General features: G+C 72.9%; 17 protein-coding genes. 3 read left to right on the forward strand and 14 right to left on the reverse strand.

Annotation, left to right across the window (positions count from 1 at the left end):
• Positions 1-110: 110 nt before the first annotated feature.
• Together ABT006_RS21255 and ABT006_RS21260 are read right to left on the reverse strand one after the other, a co-directional pair.
• Complete coding sequence (locus ABT006_RS21255) at positions 111-1,316, reverse strand: low temperature requirement protein A (RefSeq protein WP_350709056.1); 1,206 nt, start codon at positions 1,314-1,316, stop codon at positions 111-113.
• 269 nt (positions 1,317-1,585) lie between these two features.
• On the reverse strand, positions 1,586-2,206 hold the full coding sequence (locus ABT006_RS21260; protein ID WP_350708834.1) for a helix-turn-helix domain-containing protein: 621 nt from the start codon (positions 2,204-2,206) through the stop codon (positions 1,586-1,588).
• A gap of 63 nt (positions 2,207-2,269) precedes the next feature.
• Between ABT006_RS21260 and ABT006_RS21265 the strand changes: the two genes are divergently transcribed.
• A complete protein-coding gene (locus ABT006_RS21265; RefSeq protein ID WP_350708836.1) occupies positions 2,270-2,860 on the forward strand; it encodes a dienelactone hydrolase family protein in 591 nt (196 codons plus the stop codon).
• 12 nt (positions 2,861-2,872) lie between these two features.
• On the opposite strand, the gene ABT006_RS21270 is transcribed toward ABT006_RS21265, so the two are convergent.
• Genes ABT006_RS21270 through ABT006_RS21295 form a run of 6 tightly spaced genes read right to left on the reverse strand, consistent with a single transcriptional unit; the run spans position 2,873 to position 8,929 of the window.
• Positions 2,873-3,631 (reverse strand): NAD-dependent epimerase/dehydratase family protein, encoded by a 759-nt coding sequence (locus tag ABT006_RS21270; protein ID WP_350708838.1) that lies wholly within the window; start codon positions 3,629-3,631, stop codon positions 2,873-2,875.
• A 5-nt stretch (positions 3,632-3,636) separates the two neighbouring features.
• Positions 3,637-4,782: a mandelate racemase/muconate lactonizing enzyme family protein gene (locus tag ABT006_RS21275; protein WP_350708840.1), complete on the reverse strand. Its 1,146-nt coding sequence runs from the start codon at positions 4,780-4,782 to the stop codon at positions 3,637-3,639.
• Complete coding sequence (locus ABT006_RS21280) at positions 4,779-5,669, reverse strand: SMP-30/gluconolactonase/LRE family protein (RefSeq protein WP_350708842.1); 891 nt, start codon at positions 5,667-5,669, stop codon at positions 4,779-4,781. Before ABT006_RS21280 ends, ABT006_RS21275 begins: the two co-directional genes overlap by 4 nt.
• Positions 5,653-6,471: a carbohydrate ABC transporter permease gene (locus ABT006_RS21285; protein ID WP_350708844.1), complete on the reverse strand. Its 819-nt coding sequence runs from the start codon at positions 6,469-6,471 to the stop codon at positions 5,653-5,655. The genes ABT006_RS21280 and ABT006_RS21285 overlap by 17 nt, the downstream gene beginning before the upstream one ends.
• Positions 6,471-7,457 (reverse strand): carbohydrate ABC transporter permease, encoded by a 987-nt coding sequence (locus ABT006_RS21290; RefSeq protein WP_350708846.1) that lies wholly within the window; start codon positions 7,455-7,457, stop codon positions 6,471-6,473. The genes ABT006_RS21285 and ABT006_RS21290 overlap by 1 nt, the downstream gene beginning before the upstream one ends.
• Positions 7,454-8,929, reverse strand: a complete 1,476-nt coding sequence (locus tag ABT006_RS21295; RefSeq protein WP_350708848.1) for an ABC transporter substrate-binding protein — start codon at positions 8,927-8,929, stop codon at positions 7,454-7,456. Before ABT006_RS21295 ends, ABT006_RS21290 begins: the two co-directional genes overlap by 4 nt.
• Positions 8,930-9,222: 293 nt before the next feature.
• On the opposite strand from ABT006_RS21295, the gene ABT006_RS21300 reads away from it, so the two are divergent.
• Both ABT006_RS21300 and ABT006_RS21305 read left to right on the forward strand, forming a co-directional pair.
• On the forward strand, positions 9,223-13,917 hold the full coding sequence (locus ABT006_RS21300; RefSeq protein WP_350708850.1) for a golvesin C-terminal-like domain-containing protein: 4,695 nt from the start codon (positions 9,223-9,225) through the stop codon (positions 13,915-13,917).
• Positions 13,918-14,011: 94 nt separating this feature from the next.
• Entirely contained in the window at positions 14,012-14,833 is an 822-nt protein-coding gene (locus ABT006_RS21305; protein ID WP_350708852.1) for an IclR family transcriptional regulator, read from the forward strand.
• Between the two features lie 52 nt (positions 14,834-14,885).
• On the opposite strand, the gene ABT006_RS21310 is transcribed toward ABT006_RS21305, so the two are convergent.
• The 6 genes from ABT006_RS21310 to ABT006_RS21335 all read right to left on the reverse strand — a co-directional run bounded on the left by ABT006_RS21310 (position 14,886) and on the right by ABT006_RS21335 (position 20,596).
• A complete protein-coding gene (locus tag ABT006_RS21310) occupies positions 14,886-15,518 on the reverse strand; it encodes a YesL family protein (RefSeq protein WP_350708854.1) in 633 nt (210 codons plus the stop codon).
• Positions 15,515-16,243: an SDR family NAD(P)-dependent oxidoreductase gene (locus ABT006_RS21315; RefSeq protein ID WP_350708856.1), complete on the reverse strand. Its 729-nt coding sequence runs from the start codon at positions 16,241-16,243 to the stop codon at positions 15,515-15,517. Before ABT006_RS21315 ends, ABT006_RS21310 begins: the two co-directional genes overlap by 4 nt.
• Positions 16,240-17,379: a mandelate racemase/muconate lactonizing enzyme family protein gene (locus ABT006_RS21320; RefSeq protein WP_350708858.1), complete on the reverse strand. Its 1,140-nt coding sequence runs from the start codon at positions 17,377-17,379 to the stop codon at positions 16,240-16,242. The genes ABT006_RS21315 and ABT006_RS21320 overlap by 4 nt, the downstream gene beginning before the upstream one ends.
• 13 nt (positions 17,380-17,392) lie before the next feature.
• Positions 17,393-18,310: a dihydrodipicolinate synthase family protein gene (locus tag ABT006_RS21325; RefSeq protein WP_350708860.1), complete on the reverse strand. Its 918-nt coding sequence runs from the start codon at positions 18,308-18,310 to the stop codon at positions 17,393-17,395.
• Positions 18,307-19,482: a mandelate racemase/muconate lactonizing enzyme family protein gene (locus ABT006_RS21330; RefSeq protein ID WP_350708862.1), complete on the reverse strand. Its 1,176-nt coding sequence runs from the start codon at positions 19,480-19,482 to the stop codon at positions 18,307-18,309. The genes ABT006_RS21325 and ABT006_RS21330 overlap by 4 nt, the downstream gene beginning before the upstream one ends.
• Before the next feature lie 124 nt (positions 19,483-19,606).
• The gene (locus ABT006_RS21335) at positions 19,607-20,596 is read right to left on the reverse strand and encodes a sugar kinase (protein WP_350708864.1); all 990 of its coding nucleotides are present in this window, start codon (positions 20,594-20,596) and stop codon (positions 19,607-19,609) included.
• Positions 20,597-20,702 lie beyond the last annotated feature (106 nt).

The raw sequence follows: 20,702 nt of genomic DNA on the forward strand, positions 1-20,702 counted from the left end.
GCTGCGCCTGGCGAACACTGGACATGTCAGGTCGCCGCCACAGCCGATCGGAGGGTGCGCATGCGTCGCTACCGACCCGTGACCACCGTCGGCTGGCGCGCGGCGGGGCGCTAGGGGCGTGGTTCTCGCCCGCGGGGCGGCGGTGGCGGGGTCGGTTCGCTGGGACGGACCTTCCAGGAGACGGCGTCCGTCGCGGCGATCCCGCCGAGGATGACGACGGCCACCACGGCGATCAGGATTGGCGGAAGGAACGCGACCACGGGCGCCAGCGCGACCAGCAGGAGCAGTCCGATCACCCGGGACAGGGCGACCCGGCTGAAGGACAGGTAGTCGAGTCGGGCCCGGCCGGCGAGGTAGATCGCCGGTCCGCAGAGGATGACGGCGGACCAGGCGAGGTTGGGCCCGGCGAACGGGTGGGTGATGATGATTTCGTCGCCGACCGAGCTGAGCACGATGCCGCCGGCCATGAGCAGGTGGGCGTACGAGGCGGAGCGGCTGAACACCGCCGGCGTGGTGCTCGCCGCGATCACGGCCGGGAGCAGCAGCCCGGCCCGGTAGAAGTAGATCCGCCACAGCAGCGTGGTGATGGCGAACGTCAGCAGGAACGCGATCACCCGGTCCCGCTCGAAGCCGAGCGCGGCGAACTGTCCGCCGGCCGCCAGGATCGACTCACCGAACGCGACGATCATGATCTGCTGGTAGCGCTCGGCGAGATGCTCCGCGGAGACCGCCTGCGTGGTGATCCGGGCCGGACCGAGCTTGGGCAGCCGGAAGTCCAGCCGACTCATGACGTACCCGAGGACGGCCGCGACGAGCCAGATCACCACCCGGGTGGTGCCGTCGGTCAGCGCGCCCGCGATCCACAGCACTCCGGAGATGCAGGACCAGATGAACTGCTGCAGGGAGCCGATCGTCACCTCCTGGCCGTGCATCGCGACCGTGACGAACAGGGCGCGGCCGACCTGGATGAGGACGTAGGCGGCGGCGAAGATCATGCCGTCCTCGGCGAACGCCTTGGGCACCGCGCCCGCCATGATCAGGGTGCCGAGCATGATCGGGATGATCACGAGTTGGATCGCGGGCTGGGCGGGGTTGAGGCGGTTGGTGGTCCAGGCGGTGAAGACCCAGACCCACCAGAACGCGGCGAGCAGGATCCCGGTGTGCAGCGCGCCGAGCCAGGTGAGGTCGCTGAACAGGGTGTGGGACAGCCGGGTCAGCGCGAAGACGAAGATCACGTCGAAGAAGAGCTCGACGTAGGTGGCGCGCTGGGGCTCGGCGTGATCCCTCAGGAGGTCGCGCGGGTCGCCGGCGGTCATCGACACGCCCGTTCGATCGGTCCTGGCATACCTGCCATCAGTCGTACCGTGCGCCGCGCCGCCGTCGGCCTGGCTCACGCCGACGCATGTCGAACACCCGCGCCTCCCGCTCTCCGCAACCACTGCGGCGACCTGCATGCCAGGTGGGGTTGGCCTGTCCGGTCCTGTGCCGCGCGTCGACGGCCAGGTCCGGCGCGCCGGTCAAGGGGAAGTGCAGGTCACCCGGGGCAGGTCAGAAGGGTGCGACGTCCGACCGGAGGGCCTGCCGGTCAGGGTACATCGGACGGATCGGCCGGCACGGCACGATTGACGGCATCCGATGGCCCGGCGTCGGGGAGGGTGGGAGCGTCGGTGGGGTAGAGGCCGGCGACGAAGCCGTACACCTGGTCGCCGGACCGGGGGATCTGGGCGAACCGGCGGGCGAGTTCCTGGACCTGCGCCCAGAAGTTGCGTACCTCCTCGACGGGTATACGGGCGTGCACGAGTGTGCACCGCAGGTCGTCGGCCGCGTGGGCGGCGGCCGACTCGGCGGTCGCCTGCGCGAGCCCGTTGATGGCGGCCACGACCTGCTTGTCCTCGCCGCGGCTGAGCACGCCGACGTAGAAGGTGCGGGCGGCCCGGCCGTAGTACCGCTCCTCGATCGCCCGAACGCGGCGGGTGCGGACCACGCGCAGGAGACCGACGTCGACGAGAAGGTTCACGTGGTAGGCGACGCTGCTCTTGGGGCGGTCGACCGCCTGGGCCATCTCGGTGACCGTGGCGGCCCGTTCGAGGAGCAGCTCCAGGAGAGTGGCGCGCAGCGGGTCGGCCAGCGCCCGCAGCTGCTCAGGCGCGGTGACCACGTGCATCTCTTCGAGGTCGTAGTCCGGGATCCGCTCATTGACCGACATTTCTCGACCGTTCTAGAATTGTGGATCGTTTGATCCTCGCCGTCCGATGTCTGGAGTGTAGAGATGGCCGAAGTCGTGCTGTTCCACCACGTGCAGGGGCTCACCGACGGGATGCGCGCGTTCGCCGAGCAGTTGCGCGCCGGCGGGCACACGGTGCACACGCCGGACCTGTTCGACGGCGAACGACCGGCGACCCTCGAGGACGGGCTCGCGCTGACCCGGCGCATCGGAGGTGAGGTGCTCGACGAGCGCGCCGACCGTGCCGTGGCCGACCTCCCCGGCGAGCTGGTCTACGCCGGCTTCTCCTTCGGGGTCGGAACGGCGCAGCGGATGGCCCAGACCCGGCCCGGCGCGCGCGGCGCGCTGCTCTACGAGGCCTGCCTTCCGATCACCGGCGAATGGGCCGTCGGGCCGTGGCCCACCGGGGTCCCGGTGCAGATCCACGGCATGGACAGGGACCCGTTCTTCGCGCTGGAGGGCGACATCGACGCCGCGCGCGAGCTGGTCGCGACGGTCGGCGCCGACCTGGGCGAGCTGTGCGTCTACCCGGGCGACCAGCACCTGTTCGCCGACAGCTCGCTGCCGTCGTACGACGCGGAGGCGACGGCGCTGGTGGTGCGGCGATCGCGGCAGTTCCTCGACCGGGTGGGCTGACCCGCGACGGGCTCAGCCCTGCCCGCCCCGGCACAGCGTCGACGGGCCGTCGGGCGCGCTGTCCCGGTACGCCTCCGAGTCCAGGACCGGCGCGTAACCCAGGTCGCGCCGGGCCGCGTCGAGGTCGAAGACCGCCCGGGTGTTCGCCGAGGTGATGGTGTACGCCCCGAAACGGACGTCGGCCCGCAGCGCGCGGCGTACCGCCTGGCCCAGGTCCGCCGGGCCGAGCCAGGTGTCGAACCAGCCGTGCGTCGGCGGCACGGGACGGCAGCCGCCGAGGCGCAGACAGACCACGGAGAGGGCACCCGAGTCCGCGTACACCCGGGCGGCGGCCTCGCCGAAGACCTTGGTGGCGCCGTAGCGGCAGCACGGGTGGGGTGGCCACGAGTCGCGTATCGGGCCGGGCGCGGGCCGGGCGTCCGGTGGGCGGTAGCCGCCGAGGACGTGGACGGAGCTGGCGAGCACCACCCGGCGTACGCCCGCCTCCGCGGCCGCCGCCAGGACCCGGGTCGGCACCTCGACGTTGGGGCCGTGCAGCCGGTCCCAGTCCTCGCCCGGCCGCGGGTTCCCGGCCAGGTGCACGACCGCGTCCACCCCGGCGCAGAGCCGCTCGGCGAACCCCCGGTCGGCGAGGTCGCCGGGCACCACCTCCGCCGGCCCGACCGGCTGCGGGGCGCGCAGGTCGGTCAGCCGCAGCTCGTGTTCTCCGGCGAGTTGCGGCACGAGCAGCCCGGCCACCCCGCCGGCCGCGCCGGTCACCAGTACCCGCATCCCGGTCACCAGTTCGTGAAGGAGCCGTCGCGGCGGTGGTAGACCGGCAGCGGGGCCGGACCGCCGGGGTCGAGCCGGCGGGCGGCGGCGAGGTCGAGCTCGATGCCGAGGCCGGGCCGCTCCGCCGGCCTGATCCGGCCGGGAGTCAGCACGGGGCCGGCGGTCAGCACCGGCGAGGGCGGGAACTCGGGCCACGGCTGCTCCTGGACGGAGACGTTGGGCAGGACCAGGTTCAGGTGTGCGGAGGCGGCGGCGGTGACCGGGCCGAGCGGGTTGTGGGTGGCCAGGTTGATGTGGTGGACCTCGGCCATCGCCGCGATCTTGCGGGCCTCGGTGAGCCCCGTGTTGGCCACGTCGACGCGGGCGTGGTCGATCAGCTCACCCTCGATCAGCGGCCGGAACTCCCACTTCGTGCCGAGCTGTTCACCCGCCGCGAGCGGGACCGCGGTGCGTCGGCGCAGCATCCGGTAGCCGTCGAGGTGTTCGCTGCGCAGCGGGTCCTCGACGAAGTACGGCCGCAACGGCTCCAACTCCCGGCACAGCGTCACGGCCTGCGGGGGCTCCAACCGGGTGTGTACGTCGAGCAGCAGCTCGACGTCGTCGCCCAGCGCGGCGCGGAGCCGTTCCACGGTGGCGACGGTGTGCCGCAGGGCGCTCCGCTGGTCGTACTCGCCGTCGGCGTCCGGGCTGTTCGCCGGCACCCGCAGGTACCGCCATCCGGCCGCCACGAGCCGCTCGGCCTCGGCCACCGTCGCGGCCGGGTCCCTGGCGTCGCCGACGCGGACGTGCACATAGCATTCGACGTGCTCCCGGGAGGCCCCGCCGAGCAGTTGGTGCAGCGGCACGCCGAGTGTCTTGCCCCGCAGGTCCCACAGCGCCACGTCGATCGCGGCGAGCACGGAGGCGAGCACCCCGGTCGCCGGGAAGAACCCCGACCGGGAGAGGAACTGCCAGAGGTGTTCGATCCGGCTCGGATCGGCGCCCGCCAGCTGCTCGGCGAAGTCCTCGACCGCGCCGCGGACGGCCCGCCAGCGGGAGCGCATGCCGACCTCGCCGACGCCGTACTCGCCGGAGTCGGTGTGCACGACCACCAGCAGCATGGCGCTCGTGTCCTGCGGCACCGTCAGCAGCTCCAGGTGTGTGATCTTCACGCCGCCCCCCAGGTGTGCGCCGGCGCCGCGTCGATCCCGACCTCGACGGCGAAGATCCGGCCGCTGTCCGGCGCCGCGCGCCGGGTCGCCTCGTCCAGCCCGATCCAGGCCGTCGTCACCACGAGGGTGCCGGCGACCAGGCAGACGGCGGTCGGCCGGGGCACCGGCAGCCGCACCCGTGCCAGCGGGGTGCCGTCCGGGGCGAAGCGGCGGACGCACCAGCCGTCCCACATCGCCACCCAGAGGCAGCCCTCGGCGTCGACGCAGAGGCCGTCGGGGGTGGCGTCGTCGCAGTCGACGAGGACCCGCGGGTCGCCGGCCTCGCCGGTTGCCGGGTCGTAGCGGTAGCCGGTGAGTCGGCGGCGCCGGCTGTCCACGTGGTACATCGTCTCCCCCGCCGGGTCGAACCCGAGCCCGTTCGCGCACCCGACGCCGTCCAGCACCGTCGCCACCGAGCCGTCCGGCTCCAGCCGGTAGAGCGCGCCGGACCAGGGTTCCGCGCCGCCCAGGATCTGGCTTCCGGCGAGGAACCGGCCGTACGGGTCGCAGCCGCCGTCGTTCATCTGGGTGCGCGGCGCGGCGACGTCACCACCGAGCGGGCGTACCGTGCCGTCGGTCGAGACGTGCCGGAATCCCCGCCCGGCCGCCACGACCCAGCCCGCGCCGGCGGCGGCGAGCGGTGCCACGGCCCCGGTCGCCGCCCCGACGTCGTACCCGGCCAGCACCTCGATCCGGTCGCCGCCGAACCGCCCCCGCCACAGCCGGCCGGCGCGGATGTCCACCCAGAGCAGTTCACCGGTGCGCGGATCCAGCCGCGGACCCTCGCCGAGTTCGTAGCGCTCGGCGGACACCGGGTGCGCGAGCGCAGTGTCAGGACTTGACGGCACCGGCGATCCCCTCCACGAACGTACGCTGCAGGAACAGGAAGATCGCGATGATCGGCAGCAGGCTGATCGTCGCCGCGGCGGCCAGTCCGCCCCAGTCGGTGGCCTCCTGGCCGAAGAAGCTGTACATGCCGACGCCGAGCGTGCGCAGCTCCGGCCGACCCAGGGTGAACACCAGCGGGATGAAGAAGGCGTTCCACGCCGCCATGAAGTTGAACAGCGCCACGGTGCCGATCACCGGCTTGGCCAGCGGCAACATGATCCGGAAGAAGATGCGCGGGTAGCCGGCGCCGTCGATCCGGGCCGCGTCCTCCAGCTCCTGCGGCATGCCGGCGAAGTACCCCATGAACAGCAGGATGGGTACGACGTGGGCCGGCCCGGCGGTGGCCAGCACCGCACCGAGCAGCCCGTTGCTCAGCCCGAGCCCGTCGACCAGCTTGAAGATCGGAATGATCGTGTAGCCGTGCGGGATGAACATGGTGGCGATGAGCAGCCCGACGATCACCTTCTTGCCGGGCAGGTCGCCCCGGCCGAGGGCGTACCCGGAGGTGGCGGAGACCAGCAGGACGATGGCCACGGTGGTGACGGAGAAGACGACCGTGTTGGACAGGTAGGTGCCGAAGTGCGCCGTGTCCCACGCCCGGGTGAAGTTGTCGAGGCTCCACTCCTCCGGCAGCACCGAGAGCCCGCCGAGGAAGACCTCCCGCTCCGACTTGAAGGCCGTGGAGACCATCCAGACGAAGGGGTAGATCCAGACCAGGCAGAGCGGCACCAGCAGCAGGTGCCAGAGGTGCATCCGACGCATCAGCGGCTCCCCTTCAGGTACTGCCGGCGCAGCAGCGGTGCCTGCAGTGCCGTCATCACCAGCGTGATGACCCCGAAGACGACGCCGGCGGCGCAGGCGAAGCCGTAGCGGGGCGCGTTGAGTTCGGGGTTGAAGGCGTACCGGTAGATGTAGGTGGCGACCACGTCGGTGGCGTAGTTGGGGCCGGCCTGCGTCATCGCCTGCACCAGGTCGAACGGGTTCATGCTCTTCTGGAAGGTGAGCAGCAGGATCACCACGCCGATCGGGGCGATCACCGGGAGGGTGACGTGCCGCAGCGTCTGGCGCCCGTTCGCGCCGTCGACCTTCGCCGCCTCGTACAGGTCCTCGGGGACGGTCTGCAGCGCGGCGAGCCAGTAGACGAGGGTGATGCCGAAGCCCTTCCACACGTCGACCGCCATGACCGTCGGCAGGGCCGACGACTCGGACAGGAAGCTCACCGGCGAGTCGACGATCCCGGCGGAGCGCAGCACCTCGTTGACGAACCCGCCGGCCGGGTCCAGCAGGACCGCGAAGACGATGCCGACCACCGCCGTGGTGGTCACCACCGGCAGGAACAGGAACAGCCGGTAGAGGTTGCGCCCGCGCAGCCGGCGGCTGTTGAGCAGGATCGCCACGAGCAGCGCCAGCGGCATCTCGACGCAGATCGCGGCCAGGGAGAAGAGGAACGAGTTGCGGAAGGCGTGCCAGAACCGCTCATTGCCGAGCACCTCGGTGAAGTTGGCGAAGCCGACCCACTCGGTGGCCGGGCCCACCCCGTCCCAGTCGAAGAACGAGTACCACCAGCTCGCCACCATCGGCCAGAGCGTGAAGGCCACGAAGAGCAGCAGCATCGGGGCGAGGAAGACGTACTGCCAGGCGTGCCGGCGCAGCCTGCCGGGGCGGCGGCGCCGGGCGGCGGGGGTGCGCCGGGGCGGCGCCGCCTTCCCGGCGGCGCCACCCGGGACGATGGTGGGGGTGCTGGTCACTTCTGGCTCGGGGTGAACGGCTGCAGCGGGTCCCAACCCGGGAAGGTGAGGTCGGCGCGCGAGGCCGGCACCCCCTTGCCCGACAGGGTCTTGATCTGCTCGTCGATGAAGGCGTCGAGCTTGCCGTTGAGGCCCGCGGCGGCCGGACCGAAGGGCTGGTTGCGCAGGATGGCCGGCAGCGCGATCTCGGACCACTGGAGGTCCTGCTTGCCGCGGATGGCCGCGAGCAGCTGCGCGCCGCCCTTGCTGGCGAGGATCGGGTTGGGGATGAGCCGGACGGTCTCCGCGGCGATGTCCATGATCGCCTTCTGATCCGGGTTGGCCGCCGCCTTGTCCTGCCAGGCGCTCTCCAGTGCGGTCAGGGTGCCGAACTTCTCGTAGTACGCCCGGTGGAACTCCTTGGAGGTGAGGAAGTCCATCACCTTCCACGCCTGCTCAGGGTGCTTCGACTGGGCCGACATGGACCACAGCGGGCTGAAGCTCGCCGTCTGCCCCGCGTAGCCGCCGCGCCCGGCCGCCGGCACGGGCACGGCCGCGATGGTCATGTCGAGCTGCGGGTTCAGCTTGCGGACCTCGTTGATCTGGAACGGCGCGGCGAGGAACATCGCCAGCTCGCCCTTGGCGAACGCCGTGTGCATCTTGCCCGGGTCCGTCCAGGTCTCCCAGCCCGGGGTCATTGTCTTCGCGGCGTGCATCCGCCGGAGCAGATCGACCGCCCCGGCGAGCGACGGGTGGGTGATCGCCGCCTTGCCGGTGCGCAGGTCGATGCCGTTGTCGATCGAGGACGGTCCCGCGGTGTGCTGGAGCATCCGGGCCAGCACGCTCTTGCTCCACGGGCCGGCGAAGCCGAACGTCCTGCCCCCGCCGGCGCGGGTGATCGCGGCGGCGGCCTGTTCGAACTCCTCCCACGTCTTCGGTGCGGCGGTGACGCCGCCGAGCTTCGCGGCGGTGTTGTTCACCAGGAGGAACCGCACCACGGACCACTTGCCCCAGACCAGCGGCAGCGTGTAGAGCTTTCCGTCGCGGTGCAGACCCGAGGTGGCGGGGTCGAGAGCGCCCTCGGGGAACCGGGCCTTGAACTCGTCGGTGACGTACTGGTCGAGCGGCGCGACCCAGCCCCGCGCGAAGATACGGTCGAAGCCCTGGTCCTGGGCACGGAAGACGTCCGGCGCGTTGCCCTGCTGGAAGCTGAGCTCGATGGCGTTGATCTGCTGGTCGGTCGGGTTCTCGATGACCTGGACCTTGATGCCGGGGTTCTTCTCCTCGAACAGGTCGAACTGTTCGCGGTAGAACTGGGAGGCGCCGGAGGGGTCGGGCACCAGCATGACCTTGATCGTCACCGTGTCCCCGCTGGACCCGTCGCCACTGCCGACCAGGTTGCACGCGGTGGTCAGCCCGCCCGCCGCGGTCGCGGCCGCACCCACGCCCAGGATCCGCAGCAAGGACCGGCGGGTGAGCTCTGGTTGCTTCATGTCCTACTCCTGTTCGATCACCGGTTGGCGGAGCCGCTCGGCCAACGAGGGCGAGGCTTCGGTCTGTTTCGTCGCGGTGAAGAGCGTGTTGAGGACAGTAGCTTCACCTACCACCTCGTGCAATAGGCATCCGCTATGTGGGTCAGCTACGCACGGAGGCCGCGAGCTGCCCTGGGGCGACTGACGCCGCGTCGCAGGGCGCAGAGCCGGGCGGAGCGCCTACGGCCGAGCACGCATGCCTCTCCCGACGGACGCCCTTGACACGGGAATTGATTGCATTAACTATCCATTTCATGGATGTGAAGCCCACAGTATCGAGGCGACATCGTTCCTTACTCACCCTCCTCCTCGTCCTGACGGCACTGGTGCTGCCCTCCGGGGCGGCCGTCGCGGCACCGGCCACCCAGGACCAGGCCCCCTTCGCCACCCCGCTGCGCGAGACGGACAAGCCCGACCTGCGGATCCGGCAGGTGGCCACCATCGAGGGCGACCACCACCGGATGATCTTCCACCACGCCACCTGGCGCGGCGGGCAGACGTACCTGCGGGACATCCGGGTCCGCACCCCCGGCGGCTGGCTGCCCGTCACCGACGCCGAGCGACGCTTCGACGAGCAGTGGCTCGTGCTCAGCGGCACGAACGGCACACCGACCGACTACTACAGCTCCATGAACCCCGGCTGGGTCGGCTTCACCGGACTCCGCACCGTCGACAGTCGCACCGTCGAGCTGACCACCGGGGCTCCCGGGGCGTACGAACTGACCGTCCGCTGGTCGGTCGCGGGCGACAATCCCGAGGCGTCCTGGACCCTGACCGCCCGCCGCGCCGACAACTTCGTCGTCGGCTACCAGTCGCTCGACGTCACCTCGTTCAACGACGTCGACGAGGTGCTCTGCGGCAGCCGCCAGCACGCCCGGGTCATCTACGGCGCCGAGGCGCTCAGCGCCTGGGAGCTGATGACCCCGGCCTGCCTGCTGGAGCGCACCGTCGCCGGACAGCAGGTGACCAGCGGGGTCTACGCACCCGGCGAGGTGATCCCCTTCGAACACCAGCGCGACGCCGGCGCGGACGGACAACCCTTCGGGATGAGCCTGCGCAACGAGAACGGCGCCATCCAACCGATCGCCTTCGCGCCGCAGGTCGGCCGGCTCTCGCCGCTGCAGACCGGACAGCAGCACCGGTTCACCTTCGGTGTCTACGCCCGGCCCGCGACGATGTACCAGGCGTACACGCAGTTGACGCGCGACGAGTACGACTACAGCGCGTACCGGCAGAACATCTACGACACCTCGCTCACCGAGACGGTGCACAACCTGGTCGACCTGACGATGAAGGACACCGAGGCCGACGACAGCGAGACCTACCAGCGTTCGCTGTCGGGGTGGTGGGACCGGGCGAAGGGCTTCGTGGACACCGAGAACGACCGGGCGGTGCGCACCGCCACCAGCGGTGTCCTGCTCGGTGCCTACTACCTGACGGGAAACCGGGACCTCTACGACAAGCGGGCCCGGCCGTCCCTGGAGTACCAGGTGTCGCGCAACAACATCGGGTGGACCCCGATCAAGGAGAACCCGGTCTACGGCGACACCAACGCCTGGCGCGTCGGCAGCGTGGCCGGGGACGCCTCCACCCTCGTACCGCTCTACCAGCAGACCCGGGGCCAGGTGGCCGGCCTGCACGAACTGGCCCTGAAGTCGATCGAGGACCGGGTCCGCAAGGACAGCCGGACGCCGGTCAGCACCCCCCTCGCGGCGTGGCGGCTCACCGGCAACCCGGCGTACCTGGCGGAGGCGAAGGCCGAGGCGGACCGCTACATCACCGCCCAGATCGACCCGCCGTACACGACGAACATCGCCGAGAACGGCTTCCAGTTCAACTACTCCAAGGGTTGGATCGAGCTGCTCGAGCTGTACGAGGAGACCGGCGACAAGCGTTACCTGAACGCCGCCTACACCGAGGCGAAGCGGTTCGTCACGCAGACGATGGTGCGCCCGGTGCCCGAGGGCAACATCACCGTCAACGCCGACGGCTGGATCGACGCGCAGGTGGACCGCTGGAAGCCTCCCGTGACCTACGACTACCCGAAGAAGGACGTGCCGGCCGAGGAGGTACCGGCCTGGATGGTCTCCACCAACGGCATGACCTTCGAACAGCTCAGCACCTACAAGATCGCAGCGGGTCGGGAGAACCCCGGCGGCGGTCTGGTGATGAACCCGATCTGGGCGCCGTTCCTGCTGCGGCTCTCCGCGCACACCGACGACCAGTTGCTCGCCGACGTGGCGCACAACCTCGTCGTCGGCCGCTTCACCAACTACCCGGGCTACTACTACCGTGAGTTCACCGCGGCCCAGATGCGCCCGGACTTCCCGCTGACCGGCCCGGCCGGACTCACCTCCATCTACTACCACCACATCCCGGCGCAGCTCGGGCTGGCCATGGACTACCTGATCTCCGAGCAGACCCACCGCTCGGATGGCAGGATCAGCTTCCCGGCCGTGTTCGAGACCAACTACGTCTACTTCAAGTACCACGTCTACGGGCACCAGCCCGGCACGTTCTACGGTGAGGACGGCGTCTGGCCGTACCTGCCGAAGGGCATCGTCGACGTCGCCGACCCGCAGCTCAACTGGGTCACCGGGCACGGCAACGACAGCCTCTACCTCAGCCTGACCAACGAGGCGACCAGCACCTCCCGCAGCGTCGTGCGCTTCGACCCCAAGGTCAGCGGGGTGCGCCCGGACCGGGAGTACCGGGTCGAGGTGATCCGCGACAACGGCAACCGGACCGTCACCACGATGCGCGGGGGCGTCCTGCCGGTCACCGTCTCCGCCCGGGGCATCACCGCGCTGGTCGTCCGCGACGTGTCGGTGCCGAACGTCGCCCACCAGGTCGGCGGCGGGCAGGCCGACGTCGGGCAGGACAGCTACCACTTCGACGACGCGAGCCCGATCGGGACCGCCCGGGGGATGCTGCTGACCCGACCGGACGGCAGCGGCTACGACGCCTACCTGCAGGCGGCGACCGAGGCACCGGCGACGCTGCACTGGTCGACCGACGGGGGCACCACCTGGAAGAAGCAGGAGGACCGGATCTACCCGAACGAGTGGACGATCCCGGTCGAGGACCTCGACACGTCGTTCCGGTACCGGATCAGCACCGACGCCGCGCAGACCAGCGAGACGACCCTGCGCCTGCCGCCGGCGGTCACCGGCCGCTGCCCGGCGGGAACGACCGTCTGCGGTGCGGCCACCCCGGCCTCGCCGGACACCACGCCCGGCGACACCGTGGGGCTCGCGGTGACCGTCCGCAACGACGGTGCCGCCGCCCTCACCGACCCCGCGGTCACGCTGGACCTCCCGGCGGGCTGGTCGGCCCGGCCGGAGGGCACCCAGCCGTCCACCGTGCCGGCCGAGGGCGCGACCACCTGGCGCTACAAGGTGACCGTCGCGCCCGACGCCGCCGGTGGCACGGTGGCGCTCAAGGGCACGGCGCGGTGGAACGGTGGCGAGGTCGCGCTGACGGCCGGACGACTCACCGTCCGTCCGCCGACCCGGTTGAGCTCGCTGGTCGCGGCACCGGCGGAACTCGCCAAGCCGGGTGACTCGACCACGGTCACCGCCAGCGTGCTCAACGTCGGCCCGGCCGCCGCCCGGGGCACTCTCCGTCTGACGCCGCCCGCCGGGTGGACGATCAGCCCGGCGAGCGCGGAGTACGAGGTCGACGCCCGTGGGGAACGTGCGTACACCTTCACCCTCACCGCGCCGGCCAACGCCCAACGCGACCAGACGTACCGGGTGAGCGCCGCGCTCGACGGCGGCGCCGAGACCACGGCACAGGTCCGGATCGCCAGCCAGGACATCGTCATCACCACGCAGGACATCCGTCCCCGGTACACGGAGACCGGCGAGTGGCTCGCCAGCGGCCTCGCCGGGTTCAACGGCACCCAGTCGCGCTTCAGCGCGGAGGGCAGGCTCGGCGGCACCGCGACCTGGCGGCCGGCGCTGGCCGAGGCCGGGTGGTACGAGGTCGCGGTCTGGTACCCGTCCAACGCCGACACCACCCGGGAGGCCGACTACGTGGTGCGGCACCGCGACGGGGAGACCCCGATCCGGGTCGACCAGCAGCAGGACCCGCGCAGCTGGCGGGTCCTCGGGACCTTCCCGTTCGCCGCCGGTGAGGACGGCCTCGTCCGGATCAGCGTCGACGACCCGGCCTTCCACCGGGTCAGCGCCGCCCGGTTCCGGCCGGTGGATCCGGCGGTGGTGCAGCCCAGGATCAGCGGGCTCTCGGCCGATCCGGTGGCGGCACCGGGGGGCAGCACCACGGTCAAGGCCACCGTCACCGCGGCCGCGGTGGCGGGCGCGACCGGCTGCGCGGCCCTCGGCCTGCCGGAGGGTTGGAGCAGCACCCCGGCGTCCGTCCCGGTCGCGCTGGCCCCGAACGCCGCACAGCAGGTGAGCTTCACGATCACGGCTCCGCCCGGCGCGAGCGTCGGCGCGTTGCACGAGGTGGCCCTGCACGTGGCCGGGGCGGTCGGGCGGACGGCGGTACCCGTCGGGACGCCTGACCCGGCGGCGGCGGTCGTCGTCGACGACGGCCAGGACGGCTACACCGAGACGGGCGGCTGGAGCGCCAGCGCGCTCAAGGGGTACGCGGACGGCACCACCCGGGTCGCCGGCGGTGGCACGGGTGCCGTGGCGACCTGGCGGCCGACGCTGTCGGCGACCGGTGTGTACCGGGTCAGTGTGTGGTATCCGACGAACGCCACCACGACCAACGCGGCCACCTACCGGGTGGCGCACAGCACCGGCACCGACACCCGGACGGTCGACCAGACCAAGGACGCCGGGCAGTGGCGGGTGCTGGGCGCCTGGCACCTCGACCCGGCGACCGCCGCGGTGAGCCTGTCGGCGCAGCAGCTCGGGCATCACCGGGCCGACGCGGTCCGGTTCGAGCCGGTCGTCCCGGCGCGGACGCCAAGCTGCTGACCAGGGTGCGGGCCGCCGGTCGTGACGGTCGGCGGCCCGCACCGCCACGCGATGTATGATCCGTAATCTGGATTACACTCCTACGCTTTGAGGGATGGGCAGAATGCCACGCTCCACCACCCGCGAGGTCGGCGGCGGCACGCAGAGTGTCGAGCGCGCGCTGTCGCTGCTGCGTGCGTTCACCGAGGAGCACCCGGAGCGGCGCGTCTCCGAGCTGGTCCAGCTCACCGGGCTGGGCCAGTCAACGGTCTCCCGGCTGGTCGGGACGCTGGAGGCGCTCGGCTTCGTCACCCACGACCAGCGCAGCGGCCTCTACCGGATCGGGCCGACGGTGGTGGGGCTGGCGGGCGTCGCGCTCAACCAGTCGGCGGTGCACCGCCAGTCCCGGCAGATCGCCCAGGACCTCGCCGGCGAGTTGGGCCTCGGCGCCAACATCGCCGAGCGCCACGGCACCGAGCTGTTCTACCTCTGCAACTTCGAAGGCCGGCTCGCCCCCCGCTCGTTCACCCTGGTCGGCCGCCGGGGCCCGCTGCACGCGACCGCCCTGGGCAAGGCGCTCCTGTCGGACCTGACCGCCGAGGAGATCGAGTCCCTGATCGGGACGCGCTATCCGGCGTACACCCCGAAGACCGTCGCCGACCTCGACGGGCTGCTCGCCGCGATCGGCGAGGGACGACGGCGCGGCTACGCCACCGAACTGGAGGAACTGGCCTTCGGCCGGGCCTGCCTGGCCGCGCCGATCCGGGACCGCTCGGGCAAGGCCGTGGCGGCCCTGTCGGTCTCCGGCCCGCTCTCGGCGATGGACCTACCGAGGCGCCAGGACGAACTGGCCATGAAGGTCATCGAACAGGCCGACCAGATCTCCACCGGACTCGGCTACCACGCCAGCGCCGCCCCGCTCTCCGCCGTCGTCTGACGGCGGGAGCCGTCCCGACCGACGACGGCGGACGCCGCGACGGTGGACGGTCTCACCCGGGTTCGTGGCCGCCGACGGCCGGCGGCAACGAGGCGAAGCCTCGCGCGGCGACCAGGGCGACCAGCGCCGCCGGGGCGCTGGGCAGGAAGAGGGGGACGGCGACGGGTACGGCGACGAGCATCGCCAGGACCAGCAACGCCACCGTCGCACCCAGGCCGAGCGTCCACAGCGGGGTGCGCGCGGCCGTGAGCGCGGCGATCCGCCAGGCGGTGGTGGTCGGCACGTCGAAGTGCGCCAGCACCGGGGGCAGGTACGCCAGCACCGCCAGATAGACCAGCCCGAGCACGGCCACCGCGCCGGCGAGCGGAGTGCCCCGCGCGGCGAGCAGGTAGAACGCGAGCACCCACACGGTCAGCAGCGGCAGGCCCAGCCGGACCTGCGAGCGCCCGAACTCCGCCCGCCAGTGCCGCCAGAAGTCGCGCCACGGCTGCGGATGCCCGCCCCGCTGGTAGTCCCGCAGCAGCGCGAAGAGCGCCACGGTGGCCGGTGACACCCCGGCGACCACGCCACCGGCGAGCACCCCGGCCAGCCACAGCAGGTTCAGCCCGGCCAGCCGCGGCGGCCAGTCGAGCAGCCGGTAAAGGCGGGCGTACCGGCCGTCGATCGGCACCTGCGGGGTGGTCACGGGGCCAACTCGGCCAGGCGCTGCCGCAGGTCGGCCCGGGCGTAGGCGGCGGGCGACGCGATCGACAGTCCGCCGTCGACCGGCAGCACCACCCCGGTGATGCCGCTGGCGGCGTCGGAGGCGAGGAAGTGCACCGCCGCGGCGACCTCCTCGGGGCGCAGCGTCCGCCCGATCGGGTAACCCCCGGCGGCGTCGGGCAGCCACTCGGCACCGACGATGCCCGGCGCCACCGCGTTGACCCGGATGCCACGCGCGCCGTAGTCCAGCGCGACCTGGCGCACCAGGGCCTCCACCGCGCCCTTGGCCGCGGCGTAGGCGGCCACCCAGGGGGCGGCCAGGAACGCGTTCACCGAGGAGACGGCGACCACCGCCCCGCCGGCCGGCAGCAGCGGCAACGCCGCGCGCAGCGGGAAGAAGAGCGTGTCCAGGCAGCCCGTCAGGGCGGCCCGCCACTGCTCGTCGCTGGTGCGGTGGGCCGGCGCGACGGGCATCGCCCCGGCGGCGGCGACCAGCACGTCCAGCCCGCCCAACCGCTTCCGCGCCGCCTCGACGGCGGCGGCGGCCCCGTCGGCGGTGGAACAGTCGCCGGTGAGGTCGGCGACCAGGCTCGGTTCGCCGGCCGGCTCCAGGCCGTAGCCGACGACCCGGTCGCCGGCGGCGGCGAAGCGGGCCGCGATGGCCCGGCCGATCGGGGTCGACGCGCCGACCAGCAGTACGCGCCTCACCGCGAGCCCCACGTGCTGTGCCGGGCGACCGCCTCGGCGTCCACCGAGACCCCCAGCCCGGGGCCGGTGGGCAGCGGGATCGCGGTCGGCGTCGGCTCGATCGGCACGGTGAGGATGTCGTTGACCCGGTCGAAGAGGGTCGGGTGCCACTCGAAGGCGACCAGGTTCGCGCAGGCGGCGGCGACGTGCAGTCCCGCGGCGAGGGCCAGCCCGAGCCCGGCCGAGTGGTGCGGGGCCACCGGCAGGTGGTGGGTCTCGGCGTACTGGGCGATCGCCAGCCCCTCGGTGATCCCGGTCCGTCCGATGTCCGGTTGCAGCAGGCCCGCGGCCCGGGCCGTCACGAACGGCTGGAACTCCCAGCGGTGCCGCAGGCTCTCCCCCAGCGCCACCGGCACGTCGACGCGCGCGGCCAGGTCGGCGTGGCCGGCGACGTCCTCGAAGGCCAGTGGCATCTCCAGGAACCAGCCGTCCCGGTCGGCCAGGCCACGGCCGAGCCGCACCGCGTCGGCCAGCCCGTAGACGCCGTGCACGTCCACGGCGACCCGCAGGTCGGGGTGGACCTGGCGCAGCGCCGACACGGTCGCCAGGTCGGCGTCCACGCCGTACCCGAGACCGACCTTGACCCGCCGGACCCCCTGCGCGACCCAGTCCCGGGCCTGCGCGACCCGGTCGGCGTCGGTGCGGCCGGGCAGCCCGGAGACGTACGTCGGGACCGCGTCGTGGAACGCGCCGCCGAGCAGCTCGACGACCGGCCGGTCGGCCAGCTTGCCGGCGAGGTCCCACAGCGCGATGTCCACGGCCGCGATCGCGTCGGCCTGGTGGCCGCCGAGGTGCCCCCGCTCGCGCATCAGCTCGCCGAGCCGGTGCCGTAGCGGGCGCACCCGGCGAGGATCCGCGCCGAGCAGCACCGGCGCCAGGAGCCGGCGGACGATCTCGCCGGGCACCTCGGCGGCGACCGGGGCGAGTGCCTCCCCCCAGCCGGTCGTGCCGTCGTCGGCGGTCAGCCGGACCACGAGGGTCTCCCGCTGGTTGCCGTAGACGCTGGGCCACGGCGGCCGCGTGGCGTAGGCGCGGGGCGCGCCGTCCGGACGGCCGAGCGCCAGGGGGTAGACGTCCACCGAAACGATCTTCGTCATGGCGGCCAGCCTCTCACGGCCGCCAGGCCGGCAGCGGGGCGTGCCGCAGTACCGCGTCGAGCGCGGCGCGGCTGCCGGCGTCCAGCGGCACGGCGGGGTCGCGCACGAAGGCGGACTCGATGATGCCCCGGCGCACCAGCACCTCCTTGTGCACCGCCCAGGCCAGGCGGGGTTGCAGGCCGAAGCGGACCAGCGGCAGCAGCCGGTTGAACGCGACGTGGGCCGCCTCCTGCCGGCCGGCCCGCCAGTCCGCCAGGATCGGCGCGAGCACGTCGGTGAACTCGCAGGCCGGCATCGTGCCGACGGCGCCGCGGGCGTACTCCTCGAGCACGAAGAAGGCGTTCTGGCCGCCGAGCACGTCGAACTCGCCGTCGGTCGCGGTCACCACCTCCCCCACCTTCGGCGCGGTGGGCTGGGTCTCCACCTTCACCGACTCGACGCCGGGCAGCTTGCTCAGCTCAACGATCAGGGCGACGGGCATCGTCACCCCGGTCGCCGCCGGCGCGTCCTGCACCATCACGTGCGACCCGCTCGCCTCGGCGACGCCGGCATAGAAATCGACGAGTTGCCCACCCGCGGGCTTGGCCAGGTACGGGGGCAGGACCATCAGGGCGTCCGCACCCCCGTCCCGCGCCGCCAACGCCAGTTCGACGGCGGTGGCCGTGCTGGTGCCGTTGATCCCGGCGACCAGCGGCACGCCCGGGCCGGCGACCGCCCGGGTCTCGGTCAGGATCGTGGCCCGCTCGGCAGCGGTGAGCGCGAACCCCTCGCTGGCCATGCCGAAGACGGCGAGCCCGTCCGCGCCGGCCGCGAGTTGGAACTCCACCAGCCGGCGCAGGCTCGGCACGTCCAGCGCGCCGGCGTCGTCGAACGGGGTGGCGAGGATGGGGACCAGCCCGCGTACGCGGGCCCGGGGCTCGAGGGTGCTCAACTTTCCTCCGCGAGGGCGCTGACAGTGGCGACGTCCACCTCGACGCCGAGGCCGGGTCCGGCCGGTACGGCGAACCCGTCCGGCCCGCCCGGCAGCGGTGCGGTGAGGATCCGCTGCCCGACGTCGGTGGTGGTGGGTTGGTACTCGAAACAGCTCAGGTTCTCGACGGCGGCGCTGACGTGCAGACCGGCGGCGAGCGCGACACCGAGCCCCACCGAGTGGTGCGGCGCGGTCGGTACGTGATGCGCCCCGGCCAGCTCGGCGATCGCCATCGCCTCGGTGATGCCGGTGCGGGCGACGTCCGGCTGCACCAGGCCGACGGCCCGCTGCCGCAGCCAGGGCAGGAACTCGTACCGGTGACGCATCGCCTCGCCGACGGCGACCGGCAGGTCCGTACGGCGGGCGAGGTCGGCGTGGCCGGCCAGGTCCTCCGGCGCCAGCGGCGCCTCCAGGAACTCGACCCCGCCGATGGCGGTCAGTCCGCGCGCCAACCGGATCGCGGCGGCCAGGTCGTACGTCCAGTGCGCGTCCACGGCGAACCGCACCTGCGGCGCGGCGGCCCGCACCGCCTCCACGCTGGCCAGGTCGGCCGCCACCCCCTTCCCGAGGTGCAGCTTGATCCGCTCGACGCCCTTCGCCGCCCACTCGGCGGCCAGCGCCGCCCGCCCCGGGTCGTCCCGCCTGGGCAGCCCGGAGACGTACGTCGGGACGTGCTCGCGGAACGCGCCGCCGAGCAGCTCGTGCACGGGCAGCCCGGCCAGCCGTCCCGTCAGGTCCCAGAGCGCGATGTCGACGGCGGCGAGCGCGTCGCCCTGGTGCCCGCCGAGGTGTCCCCGCTCCCGCATCAGGTCGCGCAGCCGCGCGCTGAGCGGTCGCACCCGTCGCGGGTCGGCCCCGACCAGCGTCGGCGCCAGGAGCCGGCGCACCACCTCCGCGGGGACCTCCGGGGCGACCGGTGCGAGGGCCTCGCCCCAGCCGCTGACGCCCGACTCGGTGGTGAGTCGGACCAGCAGCGTCTCGAAGCGGGGCGAGTAGAGGCTGCGCCACGGGGGGCGCACCGCGTACCCGGGCGGGTCCGGGTCGGAGGATTCGTCGGTGGGGCCGAGGTAGCGCTCGGGGTTCGGGAGTTTGAGGACGAAACAGTCCACCGCTGCGATCCGTGGCCGGGTCATCGCCACTCCACCCCTCACCATTGTCTGCCACATTACGGAAGTAGATTCCACACTACGGGTTGCATGTTCGTCAAACCCCCGTCCGGGCGGTCGGGATGGTCGGGCGAGGTCCGGCCCAGCGGCATCAGCCGGCGAGCGCCCGGCGCAGCAGGTCGGTGGCGGCCGCGCGTTCCGGGAGGCCGGCGGTGTCGCCGGCCCGGGCCACCACACCGGCGGCGAGGGCACTGCCCAACCCGGCCGCGGCGGCCGGCGAGGCGCCGCGCAGCCGGCCGGCCAGGTAGCCGCCGGCGAAGGCGTCGCCGGCCCCGACCGGATCCACCACCGTGGTCGCCGCACTCCGCAGGTGCACCGGGGCCCCGGTCGGTCCGGCGTGGTGGCAGCCGTCCGCGCCGGCCTTGAGCACCGTCTCGCCGACACCCGCGGCGGCCGCGGCGGCGAAGACCTCCTCCGCGTCGTCCGGGTCCCGTACGCCCAGGACCGGCCCGGCCTCGTCGGTGCCGAGCAGCAGGACATCCACGTACCGCAGCAGCGCCCGCACCGCACCGGCCTGCCGGCCGACGTCGCCGAGCGCGGGGCGCAGGTTGGGGTCGAACGCGACCGCGACGCCCCGACCCCGGGCGGCGCGCAGCACCGCCTCGACCGCCGCCCGGGGGGCCGCGCCGAGGGCGAGGGTGATCCCGGAGACGGCGACGAGCCGCGGCCGGGCGGCGAGCAGCCTCGCCGCGTCGGACGCGTCGAGGTGCGCCGCCGCCGATCCGCCCCGGTAGTAGTAGACCCGTCGACGCCCGTCCGGCCGGGCGTCCTTGACGAACAGGCCGGTCGGGTGTGCCGGGTCGACGGTCACCAGCGAGGTGTCCACGCCGGCGGCCGCCGCCACCGTGAGCACCCGGGTGCCGAGCGGGTCCGCGCCGACCCGGCTGCAGAACGCCGCGCGGACGCCGAGCCGCGCGGCGGCCGTGCAGAGGTTCAGTTCGGCCCCCGCGACGTGCACCTCGAGGGTCGCGGTGTCGGCGAGCAGTTGGCCGGGCGGCGGCTGGAACAGGGCCATCGCCTCGCCCAACCCGACGATCTCCAGCCCGGACGCCGAGGCGAGAAACTGGCCCCCGTCGGCCACCGGACCGCTACTTTCCCAGGCCGCTCCAGCGGCACTATGGTGAGTGTCATGCATAATGCGGGATACGTTGCCACATCCCGGGAGACGGTTCCAGAGAGAAGAGGGC

The sequence above is a fragment of the Micromonospora sp. NPDC002717 genome (assembly GCF_040295705.1).
GTDB lineage: Bacteria > Actinomycetota > Actinomycetes > Mycobacteriales > Micromonosporaceae > Micromonospora.

What these genes read in the sequence shown, in the direction of transcription:
- ABT006_RS21255 (WP_350709056.1), bottom strand. Translation starts at nt 1,316, where the DNA reads ATGACCGCCGGCGACCCGCGCGACCTCCTGAGGGATCACGCCGAGCCC.
- ABT006_RS21270 (WP_350708838.1), bottom strand. Translation starts at nt 3,631, where the DNA reads ATGCGGGTACTGGTGACCGGCGCGGCCGGCGGGGTGGCCGGGCTGCTC.
- ABT006_RS21295 (WP_350708848.1), bottom strand. Translation starts at nt 8,929, where the DNA reads ATGAAGCAACCAGAGCTCACCCGCCGGTCCTTGCTGCGGATCCTGGGC.
- ABT006_RS21305 (WP_350708852.1), top strand. Translation starts at nt 14,012, where the DNA reads ATGGGCAGAATGCCACGCTCCACCACCCGCGAGGTCGGCGGCGGCACG.
- ABT006_RS21285 (WP_350708844.1), bottom strand. Translation starts at nt 6,471, where the DNA reads ATGCGTCGGATGCACCTCTGGCACCTGCTGCTGGTGCCGCTCTGCCTG.
- ABT006_RS21260 (WP_350708834.1), bottom strand. Translation starts at nt 2,206, where the DNA reads ATGTCGGTCAATGAGCGGATCCCGGACTACGACCTCGAAGAGATGCAC.
- ABT006_RS21320 (WP_350708858.1), bottom strand. Translation starts at nt 17,379, where the DNA reads ATGACGAAGATCGTTTCGGTGGACGTCTACCCCCTGGCGCTCGGCCGT.
- ABT006_RS21330 (WP_350708862.1), bottom strand. Translation starts at nt 19,482, where the DNA reads ATGACCCGGCCACGGATCGCAGCGGTGGACTGTTTCGTCCTCAAACTC.
- ABT006_RS21265 (WP_350708836.1), top strand. Translation starts at nt 2,270, where the DNA reads ATGGCCGAAGTCGTGCTGTTCCACCACGTGCAGGGGCTCACCGACGGG.
- ABT006_RS21300 (WP_350708850.1), top strand. Translation starts at nt 9,223, where the DNA reads ATGGATGTGAAGCCCACAGTATCGAGGCGACATCGTTCCTTACTCACC.